Here is a 26,337-nt window from a genome sequence, read left to right on the forward strand (position 1 = left end):
ACAGGTCCCGCGGCAGGTTTAGCGGAGAGCATCTCGAATCGTTGAGATCCGGGCCGAAATCCGCAAAGCCCGCTATTTTAGCTTTTTTGGCCGATCAGTTTCCGCAGTTGCGTGACCAGATCGTCCTGGGCGAGCAGCCGCGTGCGGGCGTCCAGTGCTGTTTCGAGCCACGGGCCCTGTGTTTCAGGCAGTGGCAGGGCACCGTCGACGAAGCCGTTCCAGGCGTGGTGGAAAAGCCGCAGCGAGGGCGGGGCGCCGAGCCAGTCCAGCCAGGCGTTCAGCTTGACGTGGTGGGCATCGTCGTCCTGCGGGTAGATCTGCCAGACCAGCGGCGCGCCGGCCCAGAGGGCGCGCACCAGCGAATCCTCGCCGCGCACGAAATTCAACTCGCAGGCCCAGAGCAGGTGATCGAAATCGGGCTGCGTGAGATAGGGGAGGTATGAAATTGATAGCGCACCGCGCCCGTGGGTCGATGGGGCGCCCCCAAAACAAGCCTGGACTGCCTGGGTGGCGCGGCCCGCCGTCACCAGCAGGCGCGTGGGTTCGGGGCCTTCCGCCAGCCGGGCGAGCAAGGCGGCCAGTGCAGGCGGCTCGTAGCAGAAGAGGGAGAGCAGGCGTTCGTCGGCTCGCCACGGGATCTGCCGTTCGGCCAGCCACTGCACCCGGTCGAAGCGCGCCCGGCGTTCCATCAGGTCGGGCTCGCGCAGCAGCCCGCCCGTGGCTGGCGTGAAGCCTGGATAGAAGAAGCGCTTGGTCAACCCGGCGCCGGGACCCCTGAACACCGGCGACGGCAGCCCATGCAGCCGCTCCACGTACGGTTCGGCCGACAGGTATTCGAGGTTGATCCACGCACTGCCCGGCCCTTCGGCGAAACGGGCGATCGATTCCGGCGCCGGCTCGCAGCCGAAGGCTTCTATCAATACGTCGGGCGCCGGCCCCGCTACGGCAGCCTGAAGCGCAGCGGCGTCGAGCCAGTCGATCACCTCCACGCCGTCGCGACCAGTGCGAGCCTCGGGCGCCATCCAGCGCAGCGCCGCCGCATCGTCGATCCACAGCCGCACGCGTTCGCCGAGCGCGGCCAGCTGGCGGGCCAGCCGCCAGCAGACGCCGAGGTCGCCGTGGTTGTCGATGACCTTGCAGAAGATGTCCCATTGCCTCGATTGCATGGGCGCGAGTGTGCCCGTGTTCGCGGGCGGTGCTTGCTATGCTGTCCGGCACAACCACCACCGGAGAGAGAACCCATGAGGATGAAGACCTTCCGTGTCGCGAGAACCGTGCTCGCCGCCTCGCTGGCCCTGTGCGGCATGACCGCTGCCATGGCGCAGACGCAGACCCCGCCGGCCCTCACGCCGCAGCAGCAGCGCTTTCACGACATCTACAAGGAGTTGATCGAGATCAACACCAGCCATTCGGTGGGCGACAACACGGTGGCCGCGCGCGCCATGGAAAAGCGCTTGATCGAATCGGGCTTCGCGCCCGGCGACATCCAGATCTTCGAACCCTTCCCGAAGAAGGGTAACCTGGTGCTGCGCTTCAAGGGCGACGGCAGCAAGAAGCCGCTGCTGCTGCTGGCCCACATCGACGTGGTCGAGGCCCGGCGCGAAGACTGGAAGACCGACCCCTTCAAGCTGCAGGAAACCGGCGGCTACTTCACCGCGCGCGGCGCCATCGACGACAAGGCGATGGCCTCGGCGCTGGTCTCGGTGATGGGGCAGCTGAAGCAGGAGGGCTTCAAGCCCAAGCGCGACATCATCCTGGCGCTGACGGCCGACGAAGAGCGCGGCGATGCGCTCAGCAACGGCGCCTTCTGGCTCATCAACAACAAGCCCGAGCTCCTGCAGGCGGAGTTCGGCATCAACGAAGGCGGCGGCGGCGAGCTGCGCGGCGGCAAGCCCAACCTGCACCGCATGCAGGTGGCCGAGAAGATGTACACCACCTACATGCTGGAGGCGCGCGACGTGGGTGGCCACAGCTCGGTGCCGACCAAGACCAACCCGATCTATGCGCTGTCCGCCGGCCTGGAACGGCTGGGCAACTTCAGCTTTCCGGTGAAGCTCGCGGAGGTCACGAAGACTTACTTCGCGCGCAGCGCACCGTTCGCCACCGGCCAACTGGCCGACGACATGCGCGCGGTAGGCGCGGGCAACCCCGACGCAGCGGTCATCGAGCGCATGTCGGCCAACCCGGCCTACAGCGCGCAGTTCCGCACCACCTGCGTCGCGACGATGGTGCAGGCCGGCCATGCCGAGAACGCGCTGCCGCAATCGGCCAAGGCCACGGTCAACTGCCGCATCCTGCCGCACGACGATCCCGAGGAAGTGGAGCGCCTGCTGACCCAGGCGGTCGGCAACGACAAGATCGTGGTGCGCAACATGGGCAAGCCGCTGCGCAGCCCGGCGTCGCCGCTGAACGGCGACCTTGTGAAGACCGTGGAGTCGCTCACGCAGCAGATGTGGCCCGGCGTGCCCGTGGTGCCTGCGATGAGCACAGGCGCCACCGACAGCCGCTTCATGCGCAACGCGGGCATTCCGATGTACGGCGTGAGCGGCATTTTCCTGGAGCCGTCCGATGCGCGCGCGCACGGGCTCGACGAGCGCATCGAGATCCAGCGGCTTTATGACGGCCGCGAGTTCCTGTACCGGCTGGTGTCGGAGCTGGCGAAGTAGGCGCGCCGATGAGCGGCGCCTGCGAGCACCACTTCGTCCAGGCCAACGCCCTCAGGGCGTGAAGGTATCGCCCAGCACGATGCCTTCGCGCCGCGGGTCGGCGCCGCCTGTCAGCACGGTCTTGCCGCCGACGCTGGTGCGGATGATGGTGCTCACGCCGCTGGACTGCGCCGAGACCGACACCTTGTGACCCAGTCCGATCAGCCCGGCGACCAGCGGGTCGTTGAGGCCCGAGTTCGTCGCGTCGATGTTCGGATGCTCGCCGCCGACATTGGTGGTCACGCTGTTGGAGGCACCGAAGTCGACCAGTGACGTGGCCTGCTGGGCGTCGAGCCCCCAGTCGAGCGCGCCGACCAGCGTCTTCACGACGTACTGGATGATGGTGCCGCCGCCCGGCGAACCGGTGCCCATGACGAACTCGCCCATGCTGCCATCGGCCTGCTTCCTGAATACCAGCGTCGGCGCCATCGTGCTGCGCGGGCGCTTGCCGGGTGCGACGCGGTTGGCCACCTTGATGCTCGGATCGACCGTGTCGTTCGGGTTGGCCGAGAAGTCGGTCAGCTGGTTGTTCAGCATGAAGCCCTGTGTCATGTGGAACGAGCCGAGCGTACTTTCCACCGTGGTGGTCATCACCACCACATTGCCCTGCTTGTCGACGATGGTGAAGTGCGTGGTGCCATGCTCCTCGGTCTTGTCGATGCCCAGCGGCACCGCGCCCAGGTTGCCGGCCTGGGCAACGCCCATGCTCTTCGCCAGGCTGATGAGGCTGGCGCGGCTCTGCAGGTAGGGCTTGTTGATCATGGTGTCGACCGAGCCGCCCGGCAGCGGAACGAAGTCGGTGTCGGCCACGTACTTGTCGCGGTCTGCATAGGCCAGGCGCTCGGCCTCGCTCACCAGGTGCACGCCCATCACGGTCGGCTTGCCTCCCTCGATGCCGATGGCGGTCGGCTTGTGCAGGCCCATGTTGAAGGTCTCGAGGATGCCCAGGCTCGCCACCACCGCGATGCCGCCAGAGGACGGCGGCGACATGCTGCACACGTAGTAGTCGCGATAGGTGCCGCAGACCGGGGCGCGCCGCTTGGCCTTGTAGTTGGCCAGGTCGGCCAGCGTGGTCTTGCCGGGCGTGATGGCCGAGCCGTCGTTCGCGGCGACCGTGACGCCGATCTTGTCGACGATGCCCTGGGCGATGTCGCCCGTGTAGAAGGCGTTGGCGCCTTGCGTCGCGATGGTGGTCAGCGTCTTGGCGTAGGCCGGGTTCTGCAGGCGGGTGCCCAGCGCCTTCGGCGTGCCGTCGGCGTTGAAGAAGTAGGCCGTGGCCTCGGCGTCGCGCTTGAGGCTGGCGGCCGACGACGAGATGGCGGCGGTCATGCGCCCGCCGATCAGGAAGCCGTCGGAGGCCAGCGTGATGCCGTAGCTGAAGAGGTCTTTCCAGGGCAGCTTGCCGTGGTCCTGGTAGGCGATGTCGAGCATGCGCACCGCGCCGGGCGTGCCGATCGAGCGGCCGCTGGCGCGCGCGCCGCCGGGCTTGGGCAGGCTGGTGTCGGTGGCGTCGTCCACGTAGCGCAGGTAGTTCTCGGTGGCCGCGGCGGGCGCGGTCTCACGGCCGTCGTAGGCCTGCACCTTCTTCGTCGCAGCGTCGTAATAGAGCATGAAGGCGCCGCCGCCCAGACCGCTCGATTGCGGCTCGACCAGCCCCAGCACGGCCTGCACGGCCACCGCCGCATCGACTGCGCTGCCGCCGGCCTTCAGCACGTCGCAGCCGGCGCGCGTGGCCAACGGGTGGTTGGCGACGACCATGTAATTCTTCGCGTAGACCAGCTTGTGCCCCGGCGCGTAGCCCGAGGCCGCCTCGGGCGCGGCCGGATCGCCGGCATCCCCCGAGCCGACCACCACGGAGGAGTTGCCGGTCGAGGTGAGGCAGCCGTTGTCGGGTGCGCTCGGGGCAGGCTGCTGGGCCGGCTGGTTGGCCGCGTTGATCGCGGCGATGGTTGCAAGAATCGTTGTCGTGTCTTGCGCGTCATTGCGGGAGGCGCCGCCGCAGCCCGCGAGGCTCAGCGAGAGCGCGATGGGTGAGAGCGCCCACCAGGCGCGCCTGTTGTTCTTGTTCATGCAGATTTCCCGAATAGGTATGTTGAAAAAACCGGGCGCTCCTCGCGCCCGTGGCTATCTTCAGCAGGTTTCATTCCAGCCGCGTCGGGGTTTGCGCGCAGGCGGGCGCCGGGCCGCGTGCCGCGCGCCACAATAGCCGCCATGTCAGACGTGCATTCCGATCAATTGCTCAGCGAAGTCGCGGCCCTGCCGCAGCTGCCGGGCGTCTACCGCTACTTCGACGCGGCCGGCGCCGTGCTCTATGTGGGCAAGGCGCGCAACCTCAAGAAGCGGGTCGCCAACTACTTCCAGAAGAACCACGGCGGCACCCGCATCGGCCACATGATCTCGAAGATCGTGCGCATGGAGACCACGGTGGTGCGCTCCGAGGCCGAGGCGCTGCTGCTCGAGAACAACCTGATCAAGACGCTCAAGCCGCGCTACAACATCCTGTTTCGCGACGACAAGAGCTACCCCTATCTCAAGATCGCGTCGCACCAGTTCCCCCGGCTGGCGTACTACCGCGGTGCGGTCGACAAGAAGCACCGCTACTTCGGGCCGTACCCGAGCGCCTGGGCGGTGAAGGAATCGATCCAGCTGCTGCAGAAGGTGTTCCGCCTGCGCACCTGCGAAGACACGGTGTACGCCAACCGCACGCGGCCTTGCCTGCTGTACCAGATCAAGCGCTGCAGCGGGCCGTGCGTCGGCTACGTCGCGCCCGATGTCTATGCGCAGGACGTGGCCAGCGCCGAGGCCTTCCTGATGGGCGATACGCAGCTCGTGCTCTCCAAGCTCGAACAGCGCATGACTGCGCACGCCGAGAAGCTCGAGTTCGAGCAGGCGGCCGAGCTGCGCAACCAGATGTCCGCCATCTCGCGCGTGCTGCACCAGCAGTCGATCGAGATCGCGTCCGACAAGGACGTGGACATCCTGGCCGTGAAGGTGCAAGGCGGCAAGGCCTGCGTGAACCTGGCGATGGTGCGCGGCGGCCGCCACCTGGGCGACCGGCCGTACTTTCCCGTGCATGTGGAAGACGCGGCGCAGATCCACCACGGTGAACTCGACGATGAAGAAGAGGGTGGTCCGCCCGCCGCGGCCGACCCGATCGAGGTGCAGGTGCTCGAGGCCTTCATCGCCCAGCACTACATCGACGTGCCGGTGCCGGCCACGCTGGTGCTGAGCGAGCAGGTGGGCCGCGAGCTGATCGAGGCGATTTCGCTGCAGGCCGGCACGCGCGTGACGGCGGTGTTCCAGCCGCGCGAGCAGCGCCGGCACTGGCTCGAAATGGCCGAGACCAACGCCAAGCTGCAGCTGGCCCGGCTGCTCGCCGAGGAGGGCTCGCAGCAGGCGCGCACGCGCGCGCTGGCCGATGCGCTGGAGCTGGCATCGGACGATCTCGACAATTTCCGCGTCGAATGCTTCGACATCTCGCACACCGCGGGTGAGGCGACGCAGGCTTCATGCGTGGTGTTCGAGCACCACGCCATGCAGAACAAGGAGTACCGCCGCTACAACATCGAGGGCATCACGCCCGGCGACGACTACGCGGCCATGCGCCAGGTGCTGCACCGCCGCTATGGCAAGCTGGCCGAGGCGATGGCGGCCGAGACCGACGCCCTGCCTCCGGGCGATGCCGAGAGCGACGGCAGCGAGGCGCCGGTGAAGATCAAGGCCGCGCGCATGCCCGACCTGGTGCTGGTCGACGGCGGCAAGGGGCAGGTGTCGATGGCGCGCGAGGTGTTCAGCGAACTGGGCCTGCCGCTGTCGCTGATCGTCGGGGTCGAGAAGGGCGAGGGCCGCAAGGTCGGGCTCGAGGAACTCGTGTTCGCCGACGGCCGCGAGAAGGTCTACCTGGGCAAGGACTCGGCCGCGCTGATGCTGGTGGCCCAGATCCGCGACGAGGCGCATCGCTTCGCCATCACCGGCATGCGGGCCAAGCGCGCCAAGGTGCGGGTCGGCGGCAGCCAGCTCGAGGACATCCCGGGCATCGGACCGAAGCGGCGCGCGCGGCTGCTGCAGCGCTTCGGCGGCATCCGGGGCGTGGCGGCGGCGAGCGTGGAGGACATCGCGTCGGTCGAGGGGATCGCCTCCGACCTGGCGGAGGAAATCTACAAGGCGCTGCACTGAGGGCGCGACCCCCGTTGGGGGTTAATGCCGCCATGACACAATCAAGCGATGTTCTGGACCCTGCCGACCATCATGACCTGGACGCGCATCGTCGCGATCCCCCTGATCGTCGGCGTGTTCTACCTTCCGATCAGCGAGCCGATGCGCAACCTGATCGCCACGGTGATGTTCATCGTCTTCGCCGCCACCGACTGGCTCGACGGCTTCCTGGCGCGCCGGCTCAACCAGACCTCGGCTTTCGGCGCCTTCCTCGATCCGGTGGCCGACAAGTTCCTGGTGTGCGCCTCGCTGCTGGTGCTGGTGCACCTGAACCGGGCCGACGTGTTCGTGGCGCTGATCATCATCGGCCGCGAGATCGCCATCTCGGCGCTGCGCGAATGGATGGCACAGATCGGCGCAAGCAAGAGCGTGGCGGTCCACATGATCGGCAAGGTCAAGACGACCGTGCAGATGATCGCCATTCCGTTCCTGCTTTTTGACGGGCACCTGTTCCGGGTGATCGACACCGGCGTCTGGGGCCAGTGGCTGATCTGGATCTCGGCCGTGCTCACGATCTGGTCGATGGTGTACTACCTGCAGAAGGCCATTCCCGAAATCCGGGCCCGCACCAAATGACCGCGGCAGCCGCGGCCCGCAACGCGGGCTGGCTGCGGGCGATGCCGGCGGTCTTCGTGTTGATCTGGAGCACGGGCTTCATCGTCGCGCGCTACGGCATGCCGTATGCGCCACCCCTCAAGTTCCTGGCCGTGCGCTATGCGTTGTCGCTGGCTTGCTTCGGCGTGTGGGTCGCGCTCGCGCGGGTCGCGTGGCCAAAGCAGCGCGCGCAGTGGGGGCACCTGGCGGCCACGGGCATCCTGATGCAGGCCGGCTACCTGGGCGGTGTGTGGGCCGCGGTGCGGGAAGGCATGGGCGCGGGGCTGGTGGCGCTGCTGGTCGGCATCCAGCCGGTGCTGACGGCGGTCTGGCTGTCTTTCCACGGCGGCCGCATCTCGCAGCGGCAGTGGGTCGGGCTGGGGCTTGGTTTCGCGGGCCTGGTGCTCGTGGTGCTGCGCAAGCTCGGGCAGGGCGGCGAGGTGAGCGTGCTGACGATGGGGCTCACGCTGATGGCGCTGGTCTCGATCACGGCGGGAACGCTGTACCAGAAGCGCTTTGTCGCGCCATGCGACGTGCGCAGTGCAAGCGCGGTGCAGATGGCGGCCGCGCTGCTTGTCACATTGCCTTTCGCGGCGTTGGAGTCGGAGAGCATCCAGTGGAACCTGCACTCCGGCGGCGCAATGGCGTGGTCGGTGCTGGCGCTGTCGCTGGGCGGCAGTTCGCTGCTCTACATGCTGATCCAGCGCGGCACAGCCACGGCCGTCACGAGCCTGCTGTACCTGGTGCCGCCCTGCACGGCCGTGATGGCGTGGCTGTTGTTCTCCGAGCCGATCACGCTGGTGACGGTGCTGGGCATTGCGCTCACTGCGGTGGGGGTGAGCCTCGTGGTGCGCAACGGCCGCTGAGCGCCGGCGCTTTTCTCTTCAGCGCGTATCGGCCTTGCCCGGCTTCCAGGGCTCGCCGCGGAACTGTTCCACCAGGTGATCGACCAGCAGGCGCACCCGCCGAGGCGTCTTCGGCCGCCAGGGCGCGATCCAGTGGATGTCCGCTTCCGCCATAGCGTATTGCGGCAGCACGCGCGCCAGTTCGCCGCTCGCGAGTTGGGGTGCGATGTCCCACAGGCTGCGCAGCATGACGCCATGCCCGGCCACGCACCAGTCGCGCACCATCTCGCCCGAGTTGCTGGCCAGCGGCCCCTGCACACGCACGCGCGCCGTGCTGCCGTCGCGCACATGGCGCAGGGTCCAGAGTGCGTACTGGCGCTGGCTGGCATCGCCGTTCTCGCGCGCGACCAGGCAATCGTGCGAAGCCAGCGCCTCGACGGTGCTGGGCGTGCCGCGGCGCTTCAGGTAGGCGGGCGAGGCGGCCAGCACGCGCTGGTTGCGCGCGATGCGCCGCGAGATCCAGTCGGCCGCACGGCGCTGCTGCACCGCCCAGAGCCAGACCGCGCCATCGTAACCCTCGGCGCCGAGGTCCGGCAGTTGCTCGGTCAGCAGCAGTTCGATCTGCAGTGCAGGGTGCCGCGCCTGGAAAGTGGCCAGCGCCGGCCCCAGCCAGCGGCGGCCGAAGCCGAAGGTCGCGGCCAGGCGGACGGTGCCGGTCAGTTCGTTCTGGCGTTCTCCGAGTTCGCTTTCGAGGGCGGCGAAGCCGTCGAGCAGCGCTCGCGCATGCAGGCAGACCGCCTCGCCCTCGGCCGTGACGCTGAGCCGCCGGGTGGTGCGCTCGAAAAGGCGCTGGCCCAGGCGCGCCTCCAGCGCGCCCAGCCGCTTGGTGATGACCGAGGGCACGACGTTGAGCGTGGCCGCAGCGCTCGCCAGGCTGCCCTGGTCGCGAATGGCCAGCACCAGTGCCAGGTCGCCACGATCCATCGAGAGAGGACTCATGCCATATCGGAAAGTATGAATTGGCTGATTGTTGCTTGATGATCATCCGGGCGCAACGCACAATCGTTTGCGTGACAGCCTCCTTCCTTTCCTTTCCCACTTTCGATATTGAGCGCGATAGCGTGCGCATCCACGGCCGCATCGGCGGGCGCGGTGCTCCCTTGCTGCTGCTGCACGGCCATCCGCAGACGCATGCGATCTGGCATCGCGTGGCTCCGACGCTGGCCGAGCGGTTCACCGTGGTCGCCGTCGACCTGCGCGGGTATGGCGATTCGGGCCGGCCTGCAGTTGATGCCGAACACGTGGTCTACAGCAAGCGCGAGATGGCGCTCGACGCGCTCGCCGCCATGCGGCACCACGGCTTCGAACATTTCGGCGTGCTGGCCCATGACCGCGGCGCGCGCGTGGCGCACCGGCTCGCCGCGGACCACCCCGACGCAGTCGAGCGGATGCTGCTGCTGGACATCGCACCCACGCTCGCGATGTACGAGCACACCTCCGAAGCCTTCGCCAAGGCCTACTGGCACTGGTTCTTCCTGATCCAGCCGCCGCCGCTGCCCGAGGCGCTGATCGCATCCGACCCCGCACGCTACGTGCGCAGCGTGATGGGCGGGCGGCATGCCGGCCTCGCGCCCTTCGCGCCCGAGGTGCTGGCCGAATACGAGCGCTGCGCCGGCATCGCGGGCACGGCCGAATCCATCTGCGAGGACTATCGCGCCTCCGCCACCATCGATCTCGTGCACGACCGCGCCGACATCGCCGCCGGCCAGCGCCTGGCACAGCCGCTGCGCGTGTTGTGGGGCGAGCACGGCGCGGTCGGCAAGGCCTTCGACGTGCTCGCGCTGTGGCGCGAACGCGCGGCCGAAGTGTCGGGCCGCGCGTTGCCGTGCGGTCACTACGTTCCCGAAGAAGCGCCGGGCGAGTTGCTCGCCGAGGCGCAGGCATTCTTTTCGCCTTTCACCCATCTCGAACGAGCAGGAGCCACACCATGAGCACCCACAGAATCGCAGTCATCGCCGGTGACGGCATCGGCAAGGAAACCATGCCCGAGGGCCTGCGCGTGCTCGATGCTGCGGCGCGCAAGTTTGGCATCGACCTGAAGTTCGACCACTTCGACTTCTCGAGCTGGGACTACTACGAGAAGCATGGCCAGATGCTGCCCGACAACTGGAAGGACCAGATCGGCGGGCACGACGCCATCTTCTTCGGCGCGGTCGGCTGGCCCGAGAAGATCGCCGACCACGTCTCCCTGTGGGGCTCGCTGCTGATGTTCCGCCGCGAGTTCGACCAGTACATCAACCTGCGTCCCGCGCGCCTGATGCCCGGCATCATCGCGCCCGTGGTGCGGCGCGACGGCACGCCGCGCGAGCCCGGCGAGATCGACATGTACATCGTGCGGGAGAACACCGAGGGCGAGTACTCCAGCATCGGCGGGCGCATGTACCAAGGCACGCCGCGCGAGATCGTGGTGCAGGAAACCGTGATGTCGCGCATCGGCGTCGACCGGGTGCTGAAGTTCGCCTTCGAGCTCGCGCAGTCGCGGCCGAAGAAGCACCTGACCAGCGCCACCAAGTCGAACGGCATCTCGATCACCATGCCGTACTGGGACGAGCGCGTGGCCGAGATGGGCAAGAACTACCCGGGCGTCAAGCTCGACAAGTTCCACATCGACATCCTCACGGCGCACTTCGTGCAGCGGCCCGACTTCTTCGACGTGGTGGTGGCGAGCAACCTGTTCGGCGACATCCTGTCGGACCTGGGGCCGGCCTGCACCGGCACCATCGGCATCGCGCCGAGCGCCAACCTGAATCCCGATCGCACCGCGCCGTCGCTGTTCGAGCCGGTGCATGGCTCGGCGCCCGACATCGCCGGCAAGGGCATCGCCAACCCGATCGGGCAGATCTGGTGCGGCGCGATGATGCTGGAGTTCCTGGGCCACAAGCAGGCGCACGACGCCATTCTTTCGACCATCGAAAAGGTGCTTGCGCCCCAAAGCGGAGCGCCGCGCACCCCCGACATCGGCGGAACGGGCAGCACCAGCGACGTGGGCAAGGCGATCGCCGCCGCCCTTTGAGCCGCCCTGAAAAAGGGCTTCACGAAAGGCCTCTAAAATCGCGCGCTCCGCTGATCGGCATGGCTTCGCGTCTTATTGACACCCTGCAGACCAGTGGTTGTAATCCTCGCTGGCAGCGCGCTGCCGAGGCGTCAGTCTTGCCAGGCTCTGGGGTCGCATCGTTTGCGGCCAGGTCGCAGCTGACGGAAGCCGACCAACTTTTTCCTACAAGGGGCCCTTGTGAACAAGACCGAACTGATTGAGCACATCGCAAAGAACGCCGATATTTCCAAAGCCGCAGCGACGCGTGCACTCGAATCCACTATTGGCGCCATTCGCACCACGCTCAAGAAAGGCGGCTCCGTTTCGCTCGTCGGTTTCGGCACTTTTGCAGTAGGCAAGCGCGCGGCCCGCACCGGCCGAAATCCCCGCACCGGCGACGCGATTAAAATCAAGGCAGCCAAGATCCCGAAGTTCCGTCCGGGCAAGGCGCTGAAAGACGCGCTGAACTAAGACGTTAGACTCGGAAAGTATTCCCGGTGGGGTGCTTAGCTCAGTTGGTAGAGCGGCGCCCTTACAAGGCGTAGGTCGGGGGTTCGAGCCCCTCAGCACCCACCACCCACCCGATGCAAAGGCGAACCGCAAGTTCGCCTTTTTTATTGCCGTCCGACAGCCGTCGAAAAAGAGTGTTCAAGCATGTTTGATACCTTCCGCAAGTACAACAAGGTCGTCATGATTTTCTTGTTCTTGCTGATCATTCCCTCGTTCGTGTTCTTCGGCGTCGAGCGCTATCAGGGATTCGGGCGCGACGAGAAGGTCGCCCGCATCGAAGGGCACGACATCACGAAGCCCGAATGGGATCAGCAGCACCGCGTTGAGACGGACCGTATTCGCCAGCAGTCGCCCAACGTCGACCCGACCTTGCTCGAGTCGGATGCATTGCGCTACGCCACGCTGGAGCGCATGGTGCGCGACCGCGTGCTGGCCGCCGCGGCGGCCAAGGTCAACATGACGGTGTCCGAAGAGCGCCTGTCGCGCATCTTCGCGCAGGACCCGGGCCTGGCCGCGTTCCGTACACCCGACGGCAAGTTCGACCGCGAGGCCTTCCAGCGCGTGACCGGCCGCACGCCGGAGCAGTACGAAGCTTCGGTGCGCTCCGACATGGCAACGCAGCAGGTGCTGCTGGGCGTCTCCGGCACGGCCTTCACGCCGCCTGCATTGGCCGCCACGACCATCAATGCCTTCTACGACAGCCGCGAAATCCAGGTGGCGCGCTTCGGCCCCGACAGCTTTGCTTCGAAGGTGACGGTGAGCGATGCCGACATCGAGGCCTACTACAAGGGCCACACGGCGCAGTTCCAGGCGCCCGAGCAGGCCAGCATCGAATACCTCGTGCTCGACCTCGACGCGGCCAAGAAGAACGTCGTCGTGAACGAGGCCGACCTCAAGACCTACTACGAACAGAATGCCGCGCGCTTCGGCACCAAGGAAGAGCGCCGTGCAAGCCACATCCTGATCACCGCGCCGTCCAGCATGCCCGCGGCGGATCGCGAAAAGGCCAAGGCCAAGGCCGAGCAGTTGCTGGCCGAAGTGAAGAAGTCGCCTGCCAGCTTCGCCGACGTTGCACGCAAGAATTCGCAGGACCCGGGTTCGGCGGAGAAGGGCGGCGACCTCGACTTCGTGACGAAGGGCGCCATGGTCAAGCCTTTCGAAGACGCGATGTTCGCGCTCAAGAAGGGCGAAACCAGCGGCGTCGTCGAAACCGAATTCGGCTATCACATCATTCGCCTGACCGACATCAAGCCGGCCGTGGTGCCGCCTTTCGAGCAGGTGCGCGCGACCATCGAGAACGACATGCGCTCGCAGCAGGCCACGCAGGAGTTCGCGAAGGCCGCCGAAGCATTCACCGACGCCGTCTACCAGTCGCCCGACAGCCTCAAGCCCGCTGCCGAGAAGCTGAAGCTCACGATCCAGACGGCCAACAATGTTGCGCGCGTGCCCGCACCGGGCAGCACCGGCCCGATGGCCAGCCGCAATTTCCTGAGCGCGCTTTTCGCAACCGATTCGCTTGAACGCAAGCAGAACACCGAGGCGATCGAAGTCGGCCCGAGCCAACTCGCATCGGGCCGCGTGACGAAGTACACGCCTGGACATCCGGTGCCGCTGGCCGACGTCAAGGACAAGATCCGTGCGCAACTCATTGCCGAACGCGCCTCGGTGCTCGCCAAGACCGAAGGCGAAGCCAAGCTCGCCGCGTGGACTGCCAAGGCGGACGGTGCGACTTTCGGCGCGCCTCTGACCGTTTCGCGCCGCGAAGCGCAGTCGCAGCCACTGCCGGTCATCGATGCCGCGTTGCGTGCCGACCCTTCCAAGCTGCCCGCACTCGTGGGCGTGGACCTCGGCTCGCAGGGCTATGCCGTGGTCCGCGTGACCAAGGTCGTTCCGCGCACGCCGCCGGCGCCCGAACTCGCGAAGCAGGAACAGGCACAGGTCGGCCAGTCCGTGGCTGCCGCAGAAGACGCCGCGTACTACAACCTGCTGAAGGACCGTTTCAAGGCCGAGATCCTGGTGCCGAAGCCGACGGAGCCGCTGCCGCCCGCCGCGGGCCGCTGACGTACACAGCGTTGCCAGAGACAGCCCGAGCCGACCGCTCGGGCTTTTTTTTGGCCCCCATGAATCGGTCGCCCGAGGGACAAGCTGCGGCTCGGCTTCTTGCCAGAATCCCGTGCATGGGAACCCTCTATCTCGTGCGCCACGGACAGGCCAGTTTTGGCGCTGCCGACTATGACAACCTGAGCGAACTCGGGCACCGGCAGTCCGTTCGCCTCGGCGAGTACTGGCGCGAGCGTGGCATGAAGTTCGATGCCGTCATCACCGGCACGTTGAAGCGCCATCGCCAGACTTGGGAGGGTATCGCCAAGGGCCTCGGCCTGGAGCGCGACGACGTGCTGCCGTGGCCCGGCCTCAACGAATACGACAGCGAGGCGGTCATCGCCACCATCCACGAAGGCAAGCTGGAGAAGCCCGATTCGCCTGAGATGTACCGCCATCACTTTCGCCTGTTGCGCGAGGGGCTGGGCGCGTGGATGCAGGGCAGGACGACGCCGGCCGGAATGCCGAGCTATGTCGACTTCATGGCGGGCGTGACGACGGCGCTCGACCATGTCCGCGGTAAGCACCATGGCGCAAAGGTGCTGGTGGTGTCGAGCGGAGGGCCGATCAGCACGGCGGTGGGCCATGTGTTGGGGACGAGCGCGGAGACGACGATCGAACTCAACCTGCGTATTCGCAACACGTCGGTGACCGAGTTCGCCTTTACACCCAAGCGGCACATGCTCGTGACCTACAACACGCTGCCGCATCTGGACGGCCCTGCCTACGAAAGTTGGGTCACCTACTCCTGAAGTACTTGCCGCCGCGTCAGGCCTGCCACACGCCGTAGCCGGCCTTGCGCAGCGCGATGCCGAGATCGACCTCCATCAGGCGCGCGTCCTCGTAGGTCATGGGGTTGTAGCGTTCGTAGAGCGCCGGCAGCAGGTGAAGGCCGAACTCCTGTACGAAGCTGTTGGCCTGGATGCCGGCCTTGTGCTTGTCGAAGCGGATGTCGGGGTCCAGGCCGGTCATGCCGACGTAGACGAAGGGCTTGCCGAGTTGGTAGTCGGGGTTGGCCCGCCTGAAGCGGCGGTTGTTCCATACGCGGTCATCGAGCTCGACCACGTAGACATGATGCTTGGCGCGCGCTTTGCGGGGCATCATGATGGCCGTGCGCGTGAGGCGGCACGGCCCATTCTTCGCATCAGCTCTTGCGCTTGATCAGGCCGTAGATGATGAGCAGCACGATCGCGCCCAGCACCGATGCGATGAAACCCGCGCCCTGGCCGGCGGTGTACCAGCCCAGCGATTGGCCGACGTAGGTGACGATCAGCGAACCGGCGACGCCGATGATGGTCGTGACGATGAAGCCGGCGGAGTCATCGCCTGGCTTGACGGCCCGCGCCACAAGACCCACGACGAACCCGATCAGGATGGTCCAGACGATGCTCATGAAGAAATTCCTTTGAGATGTGATGAAGTGGAGATGGCCAGAAGCCATGCCCGTCGGCGCGGGTCGCATTCATGATAGCGGAGCGATATGCCTGTCGGTGCCGGCGATGAAGATCGGACAGGCGGGCTAGAATTTTTGCCGATCACCGCGATCGCGGCAGGCGTCGAAGCGCCGGCGCCGATCCCGGCGGGGAGACGAAATGTAGCTTTCGAGCCTCGCCATTGATTGCCTTCGTCAAAACAGCGATTTTTAACGCTACAATCGTAGGCTCTACGGTGGCTGTAGCTCAGCTGGTAGAGTCCCAGATTGTGATTCTGGTCGTCGTGGGTTCGAGTCCCATCAGCCACCCCAAAATATCTCCTTTGTGCTATTGCGCAATAGCGCTCAAAAAGGACCACAACGCCGGGTTTACCCGGCGTTGTCATTTCCGGCCGCCGCATCTTCTTCTGCCCGCGCGCCGCTCCCCTTTCTCTCTTTTTTTCTCGTCTTGCCCGTATATAAAGCGCCCGTCGCGGATGGCTTTATGTTGCGAGTTGTTGCAATGACGCAATGCGCCGCCGTTTTTTTCGCCGGGCAGGATGCTTGTGGCAAATGTAAACTGAATTAAAATCCACCCGTTTTCAATTTTCAGGAGTCCAACAATGGCTTCGACCCTCGCCGATATCAATTCCCAGATCAAGAAGCATGACGAGCAGATTGCGCAATTGCGCAAGCAGGCCGAAGACCTGCGCAACCAGGAACGCGCGGGCGTGGTCGAAGAGTTGCGCAAGAAGATCGCCGAATACGGTTTGACGGCCTCCGATCTGAAACTCACCGGCCGTGCGGGCGCCGTCAAGCGCAGTGCAGGCGTCGCGCCCGCCAAGGCTGCCGCCAAATACCGCGGCCCGACGGGCGAAACCTGGTCGGGTGGCCGTGGCCGCAAGCCGCGCTGGGTGACCGAGGCATTGGCTGCGGGCAAGTCGCTTTCCGAGTACGAGATCAAGTAAGCGCCCCTGGCTTCTCCGGGCTGTGGCCCAATAAAAAAGCCCGCATGTGCGGGCTTTTTTATTGGGCGTTCGCTGGTGGTGCGCTCAGTTCACCATCACCAGTTTTCCTTTGACGCCGCGCGAGCCCATGTGGGCGTAGGCAGCCTTCAATTCCGCCATGGGCATCGTGCTGTCGATCACCGGCTTGATCTTTCCCTGGCCGTACCACTGCGCCAATTCGGCCATCATCTGTGCATTGGCCTTGGGCTCGCGCCTGGCGAAATCCCCCCAGAACACGCCGACCAGCGAAGCGCCTTTCAGCAGTGTCAGGTTCAATGGCAGTGATGGAATCGGGCCGGACGCAAAACCGACAACCAAATAACGGCCGCGCCACCCAATGGAGCGAAAGGCGGGCTCTGCAAAATCACCCCCCACCGGGTCGTAAATGACATCCGGTCCTTTACCGTCGGTGGCGGCCTTGACGGCATCGCGAAAACCGTTGGGCAGTGCATGCGTCGTGTAGTTGATCGTCGCGTCGGCGCCGATGGAGCGGCAAAGCTCGCATTTTTCATCGGTGGAGGCTGCAGCAATCACTCTGGCCCCGGCAGCCTTTGCGATCTGGATGGCCGCCGTGCCCACGCCGCCTGCCGCGCCGAGCACCAGCACGGTTTCGCCGGCCTTGAGTTGCGCTCGGTCCATCAGTGCGTGCCACGAGGTGGCGTAGATCATGATGAAAGCCGCGGCATCGACGTGGCCGAAACCTTCGGGCAACGGCATGCACAAGGCCGCGGGTGCCAGTGTGTGGGTGCCAAAGCCGCCCGTGCCCGACAGGCAGGCCACGTTTTGCCCGACCTTGAGGTGCGTGACGCCGTCGCCGACCGCCTGGACCACGCCCGCGTATTCGGAGCCCGGCACGAAGGGCAGGGGCGGCTTCATCTGGTATTTGTTCTGCACGATCAGCAGATCGGGGAAATTCAGGCTCGCAGCCTTGATTTCGATCAGCACCTGGCCCGGGCCCGGGGTCGGGGTCGGCAGTTCCTTCCAGGTCAGCGCGTCGACGCCGGTGGGGTTTTCGCAAAGCCATGCGTGCATGCTCGAGTCTCCTTCGTGTGAGTCGGATGGGGCCAAAGAATGCGGGCGATGATAGGCGGCGCGGCAGGGTGGGCTTGTCCCTGCTGCGACGCACCCGGCGCCTACAATCCCGGGCATCCAGGACACCATGAAGATACTAATTTCCAACGACGATGGCTTTCAGGCGCCGGGCATCGTCGCACTGCATGACGCGCTCAGGGACATCGCCGATGTCGAGGTGGTCGCGCCCGAGCACAACAACAGTGCCAAATCGAACGCGCTGACCCTGGCGGCACCGCTCTATGTGCGCGAGGCGCACAACGGCTTTCGCTACGTGACGGGCACGCCGGCCGATTGCGTGCACATCGCGCTCAAGGGCCTGCTCGACTACCGGCCCGACCTGGTGGTCTCCGGCATCAACAACGGCGCCAACATGGGCGACGACACCATTTATTCGGGCACGGTCGGCGCGGCGATGGAGGCCTACCTGTTCGGCATTCCGGCCATCGCGTTCTCGCAGATCGAAAAGGGCTGGGCGCATGTGGATGCGGCCGCCCAGGTGGCGCGGCGGCTGGTGCAGCAGATCGAGCGCGAGCGCATGCTGGGAGGCGCCGCCTTCCTGCTCAACGTGAACGTGCCGAACCTGCCTTTCGACGAGCTGAAGCCCGTCAAGGTCTGCAGGCTCGGCCGCCGCCATGCGGCGGAGAAGGTAATCACCCAGGACAGCCCGCGAGGCGAAACCATGTACTGGATCGCCGGCGCAGGCGGCGCCAAGGACAGCGGCGAAGGCACCGACTTCCATGCCACCGCAGCCGGCCACATCGCGCTGACACCGCTGCAGATCGACCTGACCGACCACGCCAACCTTGGCCAATGGCGCGAGACGGTGGCCCGTCTCGGCAGTTGACATGGCCACGCAGCGGCCGAGTTTCCCCGTTCGCCTGACACCCACCGCTTCGGCCGCCACGCGAGGGCGCATGCCCGCCGTGCCGGCCAAGCCCATGGTGCCGTCCACGCCTTCGATGGCTTCCGATGCCGTGCGCGCGCGCATGGTGCAGAGGCTCGCGGCGCAGGGCATCTCCGATCCGCGGGTGCTGCGCGCAATGGGCGCCGTGGAGCGGCATCGCTTTGTCGACAGTGCGCTGGTCAACCAAGCCTACGAAGACACGAGCCTGCCGATCGGGTTGGGACAGACCATTTCGAAGCCCAACGTGGTGGCCCGCATGATCGAGCTGCTGATGGGCGCACCCGCGCTGGCTGGAAAGCCGCAGGACAAGCTCGGCCGCGTGCTCGAGATCGGCACCGGTTGCGGCTATCAGGCTGCGGTGCTGAATCATGTGGCCACCGAGGTCTACAGCATCGAGCGCCTGCGCGGCCTGCACGAGCGCGCGCGCGCCAATCTGCGGCACTTCCGGCTGGCCACAGTACACCTGATGCTGGGCGACGGGATGATCGGCTATGCCAAGGGCGCGCCCTACGCCGGCATCATTGCCGCGGCTGGCGGCGAAGCCGTGCCCGAGGCCTGGATTACGCAGCTCGCGGTGGGCGGCCGCATCGTGGCACCGACCCATTCCGCAAGTGGTGGCCAGGCCCTTGTCGTCATCGACAAGACCCCGCGGGGACTGGAGCGCCTCATTCTTGAGGCGGTTCACTTTGTCCCCCTAAAATCAGGCATCGCTTGAAGGAATAACAAATGCAGGGTTTTGGCAATCGGAGTTGGTTCGCTGGCGTCACGTTGGCCTTTGTGCTCGTGATCGCGGGCTGTTCCACACCGCGCGGGCCGGCGCCGGTCGAAGACCGCGGCACCATGTCGCGCGCGCCTGGCGCAGCAGTGCCCGGCGGCCCGCCCATCACCACCGACGCCAACGGCAAGCCGCTCGCCGGCATCGAAAACTATGGCAAGCCCGGCTACTACGCCGTGCGTCCTGGCGACACCATTCGCCGCATCGGTGCCGACACCGGCCAGCGCTGGCAGGACATCGTTCGCTGGAACAGTATCGAGAACCCCGACCTGATCGAAGTCGGCCAGGTGCTGCGCGTGATTCCGCCGGCAGGTTCGGGAACGGTCGTCGCGGCCGCGCCTGCAACACCGCCCGCCGCTTCGCCCGAAGGTGTGGTCACGAAGCCCGTGACGCCGCAGCCTGCGGTGGTGCCCTCGGCGCCCGCCAGCAGCGCGACGACCAAACCGCCGGTCACGGCTTCGCCGGCCGGTCCCGGCAGCGGAAATGTGGGTGATGAAGACATCGGCTGGATCTGGCCTGCGAGCGGTTCGCTGATCGCGGGCTTCGATGAGGCCAAGAACAAGGGCTACGACATCAGCGGCAAGGCGGGCGACCCTGTGCTGGCTGCCGCCGACGGTCGCGTGGTCTATGCGGGCGCAGGCCTGCGTGGCTACGGCAACCTGATCATCCTGAAGCACAACAACACCTACCTCACGGCGTATGCCCACAACCAGACGCTGCTCGTGAAGGAAGACCAGTCGGTTCAGAAGGGCCAGAAAATCGCCGAAATGGGCAACAGCGACGCCGATCGCGTGAAGCTGCATTTCGAGATCCGCCGCCAGGGCAAGCCCGTCGACCCTTCGCGCTACCTGCCCGGCCGGTGATGCCATGGCTGCTTCCCGCCCCCGCCGCACGCTGTTGCCCGTGCGCGGGTTGGCGGGCAGGGGCAACCCATCTCCCGACAATGGTTGTCGTGAGTTCAACGGTGAGAGCGTTCACCCGCCACCGGAAGAGGGCTTAGAAGAACCACCAGCGGTGGACAGCGCGCTGCCTGCAGGCACTGTGAGCGAACAAATCGGCGGCGAGGGGGCGGATGCGTTGACCATCTACCTGCGCCAGGTCCGTCGCACCGAACTCTTCACGCCTGCGCAGGAATACCAGACCGCATGCGCCGCGCGAGCCGGCGACTTCGCGGCGCGGCAATCGATGATCGAGCACAACCTGCGGCTCGTGGTCAATATCGCCAAGAGCTACCTGGGCCGTGGCGTGCCGCTGTCGGACCTCATCGAGGAAGGCAATCTCGGCCTGATGCACGCCATCACCAAGTTCGAGCCCGAACGCGGTTTTCGCTTTTCCACTTACGCGACCTGGTGGATCCGCCAGTCCGTCGAGCGTGCGGTCATGACGCAGGCGCGCGCGATCCGGTTGCCGGTGCATGTGGTGCGTGAGCTGCAGCAGGTGCTGCGGGCCCGCCGCACACTCGAAGGCGACGCCGAATTCCTCGCGCACCGGCCCGATGGCGTGCGCGTGGAAGACATCGCCGCGCTGCTCGGCCGCGAGGTGCAGGCGGTGGCCGACCTGCTGGCCCTGTCCGAAGCCCCGCGCTCGCTGGACGCGGGTGACGCGCGCGGGGACGAGGGCTTCACGCTGGCCGACACCGTGGCTTCCGAGGACGGGCAGGGCAGCCCGACCGACGTGACGCACATGCACGAGGTGGAGCGCCTGCTCGATCAGTGGGTGCTCGCCCTCGATGCGCGCGAACGCGAGGTGCTGGAGGGGCGCTATGGCCTGCACGACCGCGAGCCCGAAACGCTGGAGGTGCTGAGCGTGCGCCTCGGCCTCACGCGCGAGCGCGTCAGGCAGATCCAGAACGAGGCGCTGGCCAAGATGCGCCGCCAACTGGCCCGCGCTGGCGTCGAGCGCGACGCGCTGTTCTAGCTGCCTCGGCCACGCTGAGACAATCGGGGGATGACGGAATCCATCGAAGAAAACAAAGCCCCCGCGAAAGTCCCCACGAATCCCGGTGAAGAGTGGCTGCAGGTCGAGTCTCTCGACCTCGACGCGCAGGGCGTATCGCACAAGGCCGACGGCATGGTCGTGTTCATCGAAGGCGCATTGCCTTTCGAGGAAGTGCAGTTCAATGTCCATCGCCGCAAGAACAACTGGGAGCAGGGCACGGTCACGGCCATCCGCCGCGAATCGTCGCAGCGCGTGCGCCCGGGCTGCCCCCATTTCGGCCTGCACACCGGCGCCTGCGGCGGCTGCAAGATGCAGCACCTGGATGCGGCCGCCCAGGTGGCCGTGAAGCAGCGCGCACTGGAAGACAACCTTTGGCACCTCGGCAAGGTCAAGCCTGAGAACCTGCTGCGGCCGCTCGAAGGGCCGACCTGGCACTACCGCTACCGCGCGCGCCTCTCGGTACGCCACGTGGTCAAGAAGGGCACGGTGCTGATCGGTTTCCACGAGCGCAAGAGCCGCTACCTGGCCGACATGCAGGTGTGCCCCGTGCTGCCGAAGCAGGTCAGCGACATGCTGATGCCGCTGCGCGCGCTCATCGGCTCGATGGACGCGCGCGAAACCTGCCCGCAGATCGAACTGGCCTGCGGCGACGCCCCCGACTCAACGCGGCTCGGCACCATCGCGCTGGTGCTGCGGCATCTTGAACCGCTCTCGCGCGCAGACATCGATCGGCTGAAGGCCTTTGCCGAGAAGAACGAGGGCGTTCAATGGTGGCTGCAGGCCAAGGGGCCGGACACCGTGAAGCTGCTGGAAGAGGGCGGCACGCCGCTGGCATACCGGCTGCCCGAGTTCGACGTCACGATGCCATTCAAGCCCACTGACTTCACGCAGGTCAATCCGCACATCAATCGGGCGCTGGTGGGCAAGGCACTGCGTTTGCTCGACGTGCAGCCCGAAGAGCGCGTGATCGACTGGTTCTGCGGCCTCGGCAACTTCACCTTGCCGCTGGCGAGCCGGGCTCGCGAGGTGCTGGGCATCGAGGGCAGCGACACGCTGGTGGCGCGCGCAACCGACAACTTCAACAGGAATCAGCCAGCGACGTCGGCCCGGCGGGCACTGTCGCCCGCCACTTTCGTGGCGCGCAACCTGTTCGACATGACACCGGAAATGCTTGTGGCCGACGGCAGTGCCGACAAGTGGCTGGTCGATCCGCCGCGCGAAGGCGCCTTCGCGCTGGCCAAGGCCATGGCCGACCTTCATCAGCAGCCCGAGCTGCGAACCGATGGCTGGACACCGCCGAAGCGCATCGTGTACGTGAGCTGCAATCCGTCGACGCTTGCGCGCGATGCCGGCTTGCTGGTGCACCAGGCGGGCTACCGCTGCACCTTCGCGGGGGTGGTCAACATGTTCCCGCACACCGCGCACGTCGAGTCGATTGCAGTCTTCGAGCTGGAATGAAAAAAGGGCCCTTCCGGGCCCTTTTTCTTGCTGCGCGTGATTCGCTCAATCGCGTTCGCCGCCGAAGATGCCCAGCAGCGCCAGCAGGCTCTGGAACACATTGAACAGGTCGAGGTACAGCGCGAGCGTGGCGCTGATGTAGTTGGTTTCGCCGCCGTCCATGATCTGCTTCAGGTCATAGAGCATGTAGGCCGAGAAGATGCCGATGGCGGCCACCGAGATGACCAGCATGCCCGTGGTCGAACCGACGAACACGTTGATGATCGCGCCGAACATCAGCACCAGCGCGCCGACGAACAGGAACTTGCCCATGCCCGACAGGTCGCGCTTGATGATCGTTGCCAGCGAGGCCATCACGAGGAACACGCCGGCGGTGCCGCCGAAGGCCGTCATGACGAGTTCGGAGCCGTTCTTGAAGCCCAGCACCATCGCGATCAGGCGCGACAGCATCAGGCCCATGAAGAAGGTGAAGCCCAGCAGCACGGGCACGCCGGCGGCGGAGTTCTTGGTCTTTTCGATGGCGAACATGAAGCCGAACGCGCCGCCGAGGAAAACCATGAGGCCCAGCCCACCCGTGAGCGAGCGGGTGATGCCGGTGCTGACGCCGATCCATGCGCCCAACACGGTGGGCAGCATGCTCAGCGCGAGAAGCCAGTAGGTGTTGCGCAGCACGCGCTGGCGTTCAGCCTGCGCCAACGGCTGGCCATAGCCAGCGGAAGTGTCTAGGGTGGTGACGCGGTCGTTCATGGCCGGAGCTCCTGTGGTTGCTGCAGTGACGCAGTTTGGGCGCATTCTAGGGGGCTGCAAGAGGGGGTGTCGAAAAGACCGTATGCGGGGTGTTCCCAAGCCCTGAAGACACCCCTGGCCGCATGGCCGTTATGCTGTCGGGTTTTCACGAAACCAGAGCCCATCATGAAGACCAAGTCATTCCTCGAACTCGCCGACGTCAAGGCCGTGGCCGCAGCGGCCGAAGCCGAGGCCCTCAAGAACAACTGGGCGGTGACCATCGCCATCTCCGACGACGCAGGCAACCTGCTCTGGCTGCAGCGGCTGGATGGCGCCGCGGCATTGTCTTCGCACATTGCGCCTGCCAAGGCCCACACGGCAGCCATGGGCCGGCGCGAAAGCAAGGTCTATGAAGACATCATCAACGGCGGCCGCACGGCGTTCCTGACGGCGCCTGAAGTGCAGGGCCTGCTCGAAGGCGGCGTGCCGATCGTCAAGGACGGCCACGTGATCGGCGCCGTCGGCGTGAGCGGCGTGAAGTCGAACGAAGACGCGCAGATCGCCAAGGCGGGCATCGCCGCCCTCGGCCTCTGAGTTTTTCTTCTGCACAAAGCAAAACGCCGACTTCGAGGTCGGCGTTTTCTTTTGGGTGCTTCAGCGTGAAAAAAAGCTTGGCTAGTCGGCGAACCGTTGGCTAGCAAAAAACGACCCTTCGGAGATGAATCTCCTCGAGTCGCCCCACGATGAAACTTGCGCGAAGGGCGGACTGGACGACCTACTTGGTCAGGATCAGCTTGCCGAGTTTGGTGGCTTGAAGCCGGTAGAGGGAGCCGTTGTGCATGATGCCCACGGTCTTGCTTCCCTTCAGAAGTTCGGTGCTCTCGACCACTGGCGCCGGACGCATTGCCTGGATGGACGCATGGCCGCCACCCGACTGGTCGAGCGAAGGATGGTTCAGGACAGAAAAGGCATTCGGTGTGGCTGGCATCTGGGTTTCCCTATCGAAGCGATTAGTTAATGATAATGATTCGCAATAAAAAGTCAATCGTCGCGATCGACTTTTTTGGCTTGCGATGTCAGATCACTTCGCTTCGGGCTCCGTGATGAAGCCGATCTTGCGCACGCCGGCTTCGCGGGCCTCCGACATCGCCTTGGCCACGCGCTCGTAGCGCACGGCCTTGTCGCCGCGGATGTGCAGCTCGGGCTGCGGTTCCTTGGCGGCTTCGGCGGCGAGGCGGTTGGGCAACTCGCTGTCGTCGATCTTCTGTTCGTTCCAGTAGTACGAGCCATCGGCCGTCACGCTGAACAGGATGTTCTGCGGCTTCGGCTGTTCGGGTTCGCTGCTGGCGCGCGGCAGGTCGATGTTGACCGCGTGCTTCATCACCGGCACGGTGATGATGAAGATGATGAGGAGCACCAGCATGACGTCGACCAGCGGTGTCATGTTGATCTCGTTCATCACCTCATCGGGTTCGTCTTGTGTACCGAAGGCCATGGCACTCAGCCCTTCTTGAGCGGAACCACGACGGCCTCGCTGCCGCTTTGAACGCGAGCGCCGGTCACGAAGTAGGCATGCAGGTCGTGCGCGAAGGCGTTGAGCTTGGTCAGCACGAACTTGTTGCCGCGCACCAGGGCGTTGTAGCCCAGCACCGCGGGGATGGCCACGGCCAGGCCCAGGGCCGTCATGATCAGCGCCTCACCGATCGGGCCGGCCACCTTGTCGATGGTTGCCTGGCCGACCGAGCTGATGCTCATGAGCGCGTGATAGATGCCCCAGACCGTGCCGAACAGGCCGATGAAGGGGGCGGTCGAGCCAACCGATGCCAGCACGGCCAGGCCGGTCTGCAGGCGGGCAGTGAAGGCGTCGATGCCGTTGCGCAGGGCGCGCGTGATCCAGTCGCTCACGTCGAGCGCGTCATGCAGATGGGCCTTGGTGTTGCGGTGGTGCGCTGCTGCCTCTCGGCCTTCGAGGGCCAGCGCACGGAACGGGTTGCTGTCGTCCTTGCCGAGCTTGTTCAGCGCGGTGGCGAAGTCTTCGCTGTGCCAGAAGTCTTGCGAATGCTTGGCGAGGCGCTTGTATTTGATGACGTCGAGCGCCTTGACGATGATGACGATCCACGACGCGAGCGACATGCCGATCAACAGTACCGCGACGGCCTTGGTGACGAAGTCGCCCTGATGCCAGACGTTCATCAGGCCAAATTGGGAATCCATACGAAGTTGCTCCAGAGAAAAATTAGTTCAGGACGTAGTTGACGGGGGCGTCATAGGACATGGCCTGCACCACGCCGTTGATCTTGCCGGGCACGAAGCGGCATTTCATGATGTATTCGACCGCGGCTTCGTCGAGGCGATCGAAACCGCTGGATTTCTTGACCTCGGCACTCTTGGGCAGGCCGTCGACGCCGACGAGCACCCGCACGATGACCTTGCCCTGCTCGCCGAGCCGCTTGCTCATGGCGGGGTAGGTTGCCTTGGGGTTTTGAAGGTAGTCGGCGTTGCTCGAGGGCATCTGCACGGCTGGAGGCGCAGGGGGCGCAGGTGGTGGCGCGGGCGGCGTCGGCGGAGCGGGAGGTGCCGGCGGCGTTGCCGGAGGCGGTGGTTCCGTGGTGCCAACGGGCGCCTGGGGCGCCAGCGTGGGCTTCGGCTCGCGGATCGCCTGGGGCCGCGGCGGAGGCGGGGCCTTGGCTTTGGGCTGGGGCGGCGGTGGGGGCGGCGGAGGCGGATCTGCCTTCGGCTTCGGCGGCTCGACGAACTGGCTCAGTATTTCGACTGGAATCACCACCTCGGCGGCGCGGCGGAGCAACCCGCTCTGCAGCGCCCAGAGCGCAGCCGCGTGGAACAGGATGACACCGCCGGCAATGACGACATTGCGTGAAAGGCCGAGGACGGAAGGGGGGGGAGCAAAGCGGTCAGACACGATCAACCATTCGAATGCGGGCACCGCGAAAGGTGCCCCGATTTCAGCAAAACCGCTACGA

The 26,337-nt window shown here is 65.9% G+C and carries 27 protein-coding genes and 2 tRNA genes; 18 read left to right on the top strand and 11 right to left on the bottom strand.

What is annotated here, in order from left to right; all coding sequences use genetic code 11:
• Nucleotides 1–77 precede the first annotated feature (77 nt).
• Nucleotides 78–1,166 (bottom strand): elongation factor P maturation arginine rhamnosyltransferase EarP, encoded by a 1,089-nt coding sequence (gene earP / locus PMI12_RS07560; protein WP_007830688.1) that lies wholly within the window; start codon nucleotides 1,164–1,166, stop codon nucleotides 78–80.
• A 75-nt stretch (nucleotides 1,167–1,241) separates the two neighbouring features.
• Here earP and PMI12_RS07565 point away from each other — a divergent pair, with 75 nt between their 5' ends.
• Complete coding sequence (locus PMI12_RS07565; protein WP_007830689.1) at nucleotides 1,242–2,666, top strand: M20/M25/M40 family metallo-hydrolase; 1,425 nt, start codon at nucleotides 1,242–1,244, stop codon at nucleotides 2,664–2,666.
• Nucleotides 2,667–2,717: 51 nt separating this feature from the next.
• Here PMI12_RS07565 and ggt read toward each other — a convergent pair whose 3' ends face one another.
• Entirely contained in the window at nucleotides 2,718–4,775 is a 2,058-nt protein-coding gene (ggt, locus tag PMI12_RS07570; protein ID WP_007830690.1) for a gamma-glutamyltransferase, read from the bottom strand.
• 141 nt (nucleotides 4,776–4,916) lie between these two features.
• Here ggt and uvrC point away from each other — a divergent pair, with 141 nt between their 5' ends.
• Genes uvrC through PMI12_RS07585 form a run of 3 tightly spaced genes read left to right on the top strand, consistent with a single transcriptional unit; the run spans nucleotide 4,917 to nucleotide 8,380 of the window.
• Nucleotides 4,917–6,881: an excinuclease ABC subunit UvrC gene (uvrC, locus tag PMI12_RS07575; RefSeq protein WP_007830691.1), complete on the top strand. Its 1,965-nt coding sequence runs from the start codon at nucleotides 4,917–4,919 to the stop codon at nucleotides 6,879–6,881.
• A 48-nt stretch (nucleotides 6,882–6,929) separates the two neighbouring features.
• Nucleotides 6,930–7,496 carry a CDP-diacylglycerol--glycerol-3-phosphate 3-phosphatidyltransferase gene (gene pgsA / locus PMI12_RS07580; protein WP_007830693.1) on the top strand — a complete coding sequence of 189 codons (567 nt, stop codon included), beginning with the start codon at nucleotides 6,930–6,932 and terminating at the stop codon, nucleotides 7,494–7,496.
• Entirely contained in the window at nucleotides 7,493–8,380 is an 888-nt protein-coding gene (locus tag PMI12_RS07585; RefSeq protein WP_007830697.1) for a DMT family transporter, read from the top strand. Before pgsA ends, PMI12_RS07585 begins: the two co-directional genes overlap by 4 nt.
• 18 nt (nucleotides 8,381–8,398) lie before the next feature.
• Here PMI12_RS07585 and PMI12_RS07590 read toward each other — a convergent pair whose 3' ends face one another.
• Nucleotides 8,399–9,358, bottom strand: coding sequence for a LysR substrate-binding domain-containing protein (locus PMI12_RS07590; RefSeq protein WP_081502621.1), 960 nt, complete (start codon nucleotides 9,356–9,358; stop codon nucleotides 8,399–8,401).
• Nucleotides 9,359–9,429: 71 nt separating this feature from the next.
• Here PMI12_RS07590 and PMI12_RS07595 point away from each other — a divergent pair, with 71 nt between their 5' ends.
• The 6 genes from PMI12_RS07595 (at nucleotide 9,430) to PMI12_RS07620 (ending at nucleotide 14,815) form a co-directional block, all read left to right on the top strand.
• On the top strand, nucleotides 9,430–10,350 hold the full coding sequence (locus tag PMI12_RS07595) for an alpha/beta fold hydrolase (RefSeq protein WP_042673028.1): 921 nt from the start codon (nucleotides 9,430–9,432) through the stop codon (nucleotides 10,348–10,350).
• On the top strand, nucleotides 10,347–11,432 hold the full coding sequence (locus PMI12_RS07600) for a tartrate dehydrogenase (protein ID WP_007830702.1): 1,086 nt from the start codon (nucleotides 10,347–10,349) through the stop codon (nucleotides 11,430–11,432). Before PMI12_RS07595 ends, PMI12_RS07600 begins: the two co-directional genes overlap by 4 nt.
• A gap of 219 nt (nucleotides 11,433–11,651) precedes the next feature.
• Complete coding sequence (locus tag PMI12_RS07605) at nucleotides 11,652–11,924, top strand: HU family DNA-binding protein (protein WP_007830705.1); 273 nt, start codon at nucleotides 11,652–11,654, stop codon at nucleotides 11,922–11,924.
• 29 nt (nucleotides 11,925–11,953) lie between these two features.
• Nucleotides 11,954–12,029, top strand: a tRNA-Val gene (locus tag PMI12_RS07610).
• Between the two features lie 78 nt (nucleotides 12,030–12,107).
• Nucleotides 12,108–14,024, top strand: a complete 1,917-nt coding sequence (locus tag PMI12_RS07615; RefSeq protein ID WP_007830708.1) for a SurA N-terminal domain-containing protein — start codon at nucleotides 12,108–12,110, stop codon at nucleotides 14,022–14,024.
• A 116-nt stretch (nucleotides 14,025–14,140) separates the two neighbouring features.
• Nucleotides 14,141–14,815: a histidine phosphatase family protein gene (locus PMI12_RS07620; protein ID WP_007830713.1), complete on the top strand. Its 675-nt coding sequence runs from the start codon at nucleotides 14,141–14,143 to the stop codon at nucleotides 14,813–14,815.
• 16 nt (nucleotides 14,816–14,831) lie between these two features.
• On the opposite strand, the gene PMI12_RS07625 is transcribed toward PMI12_RS07620, so the two are convergent.
• Together PMI12_RS07625 and PMI12_RS07630 are read right to left on the bottom strand one after the other, a co-directional pair.
• Nucleotides 14,832–15,167 carry a hypothetical protein gene (locus PMI12_RS07625; RefSeq protein ID WP_007830714.1) on the bottom strand — a complete coding sequence of 112 codons (336 nt, stop codon included), beginning with the start codon at nucleotides 15,165–15,167 and terminating at the stop codon, nucleotides 14,832–14,834.
• Nucleotides 15,168–15,207: 40 nt separating this feature from the next.
• Nucleotides 15,208–15,456 (bottom strand): GlsB/YeaQ/YmgE family stress response membrane protein, encoded by a 249-nt coding sequence (locus PMI12_RS07630; protein ID WP_007830716.1) that lies wholly within the window; start codon nucleotides 15,454–15,456, stop codon nucleotides 15,208–15,210.
• 275 nt (nucleotides 15,457–15,731) lie between these two features.
• Between PMI12_RS07630 and PMI12_RS07635 the strand changes: the two genes are divergently transcribed.
• Nucleotides 15,732–15,807, top strand: a tRNA-His gene (locus tag PMI12_RS07635).
• A 290-nt stretch (nucleotides 15,808–16,097) separates the two neighbouring features.
• Complete coding sequence (locus PMI12_RS07640) at nucleotides 16,098–16,442, top strand: H-NS histone family protein (RefSeq protein WP_007830718.1); 345 nt, start codon at nucleotides 16,098–16,100, stop codon at nucleotides 16,440–16,442.
• 84 nt (nucleotides 16,443–16,526) lie between these two features.
• On the opposite strand, the gene PMI12_RS07645 is transcribed toward PMI12_RS07640, so the two are convergent.
• Nucleotides 16,527–17,513, bottom strand: a complete 987-nt coding sequence (locus PMI12_RS07645) for an NADPH:quinone oxidoreductase family protein (protein WP_007830720.1) — start codon at nucleotides 17,511–17,513, stop codon at nucleotides 16,527–16,529.
• A gap of 127 nt (nucleotides 17,514–17,640) precedes the next feature.
• Here PMI12_RS07645 and surE point away from each other — a divergent pair, with 127 nt between their 5' ends.
• From surE to rlmD, 5 genes are read left to right on the top strand one after another with little or no spacing between them, the layout of a single operon-like run.
• Entirely contained in the window at nucleotides 17,641–18,399 is a 759-nt protein-coding gene (gene surE, locus PMI12_RS07650) for a 5'/3'-nucleotidase SurE (protein WP_007830722.1), read from the top strand.
• Between the two features lies 1 nt (nucleotide 18,400).
• The gene (locus PMI12_RS07655) at nucleotides 18,401–19,174 is read left to right on the top strand and encodes a protein-L-isoaspartate(D-aspartate) O-methyltransferase (protein ID WP_042673016.1); all 774 of its coding nucleotides are present in this window, start codon (nucleotides 18,401–18,403) and stop codon (nucleotides 19,172–19,174) included.
• An 11-nt stretch (nucleotides 19,175–19,185) separates the two neighbouring features.
• Entirely contained in the window at nucleotides 19,186–20,097 is a 912-nt protein-coding gene (locus PMI12_RS07660) for a peptidoglycan DD-metalloendopeptidase family protein (RefSeq protein ID WP_007830726.1), read from the top strand.
• A 4-nt stretch (nucleotides 20,098–20,101) separates the two neighbouring features.
• Nucleotides 20,102–21,151, top strand: a complete 1,050-nt coding sequence (locus tag PMI12_RS07665) for a sigma-70 family RNA polymerase sigma factor (RefSeq protein ID WP_007830729.1) — start codon at nucleotides 20,102–20,104, stop codon at nucleotides 21,149–21,151.
• 30 nt (nucleotides 21,152–21,181) lie between these two features.
• A complete protein-coding gene (gene rlmD / locus PMI12_RS07670) occupies nucleotides 21,182–22,630 on the top strand; it encodes a 23S rRNA (uracil(1939)-C(5))-methyltransferase RlmD (protein ID WP_007830731.1) in 1,449 nt (482 codons plus the stop codon).
• 45 nt (nucleotides 22,631–22,675) lie between these two features.
• Here rlmD and PMI12_RS07675 read toward each other — a convergent pair whose 3' ends face one another.
• Nucleotides 22,676–23,377 carry a Bax inhibitor-1/YccA family protein gene (locus PMI12_RS07675; protein ID WP_007830734.1) on the bottom strand — a complete coding sequence of 234 codons (702 nt, stop codon included), beginning with the start codon at nucleotides 23,375–23,377 and terminating at the stop codon, nucleotides 22,676–22,678.
• A gap of 165 nt (nucleotides 23,378–23,542) precedes the next feature.
• Between PMI12_RS07675 and PMI12_RS07680 the strand changes: the two genes are divergently transcribed.
• Nucleotides 23,543–23,950: a GlcG/HbpS family heme-binding protein gene (locus PMI12_RS07680; protein ID WP_007830736.1), complete on the top strand. Its 408-nt coding sequence runs from the start codon at nucleotides 23,543–23,545 to the stop codon at nucleotides 23,948–23,950.
• A 181-nt stretch (nucleotides 23,951–24,131) separates the two neighbouring features.
• On the opposite strand, the gene hemP is transcribed toward PMI12_RS07680, so the two are convergent.
• The 4 genes from hemP to PMI12_RS07700 all read right to left on the bottom strand — a co-directional run bounded on the left by hemP (nucleotide 24,132) and on the right by PMI12_RS07700 (nucleotide 26,279).
• Nucleotides 24,132–24,344, bottom strand: coding sequence for a hemin uptake protein HemP (hemP, locus tag PMI12_RS07685; protein ID WP_007830738.1), 213 nt, complete (start codon nucleotides 24,342–24,344; stop codon nucleotides 24,132–24,134).
• A gap of 93 nt (nucleotides 24,345–24,437) precedes the next feature.
• Complete coding sequence (locus tag PMI12_RS07690) at nucleotides 24,438–24,851, bottom strand: ExbD/TolR family protein (protein WP_007830740.1); 414 nt, start codon at nucleotides 24,849–24,851, stop codon at nucleotides 24,438–24,440.
• A 5-nt stretch (nucleotides 24,852–24,856) separates the two neighbouring features.
• A complete protein-coding gene (locus PMI12_RS07695; RefSeq protein WP_007830742.1) occupies nucleotides 24,857–25,570 on the bottom strand; it encodes a MotA/TolQ/ExbB proton channel family protein in 714 nt (237 codons plus the stop codon).
• 22 nt (nucleotides 25,571–25,592) lie between these two features.
• Nucleotides 25,593–26,279, bottom strand: a complete 687-nt coding sequence (locus PMI12_RS07700) for an energy transducer TonB (protein WP_042673030.1) — start codon at nucleotides 26,277–26,279, stop codon at nucleotides 25,593–25,595.
• Nucleotides 26,280–26,337: the final 58 nt, after the last annotated feature.

The sequence above is a fragment of the Variovorax sp. CF313 genome (assembly GCF_000282635.1).
Classification (GTDB): Bacteria; Pseudomonadota; Gammaproteobacteria; order Burkholderiales; family Burkholderiaceae_C; genus Variovorax.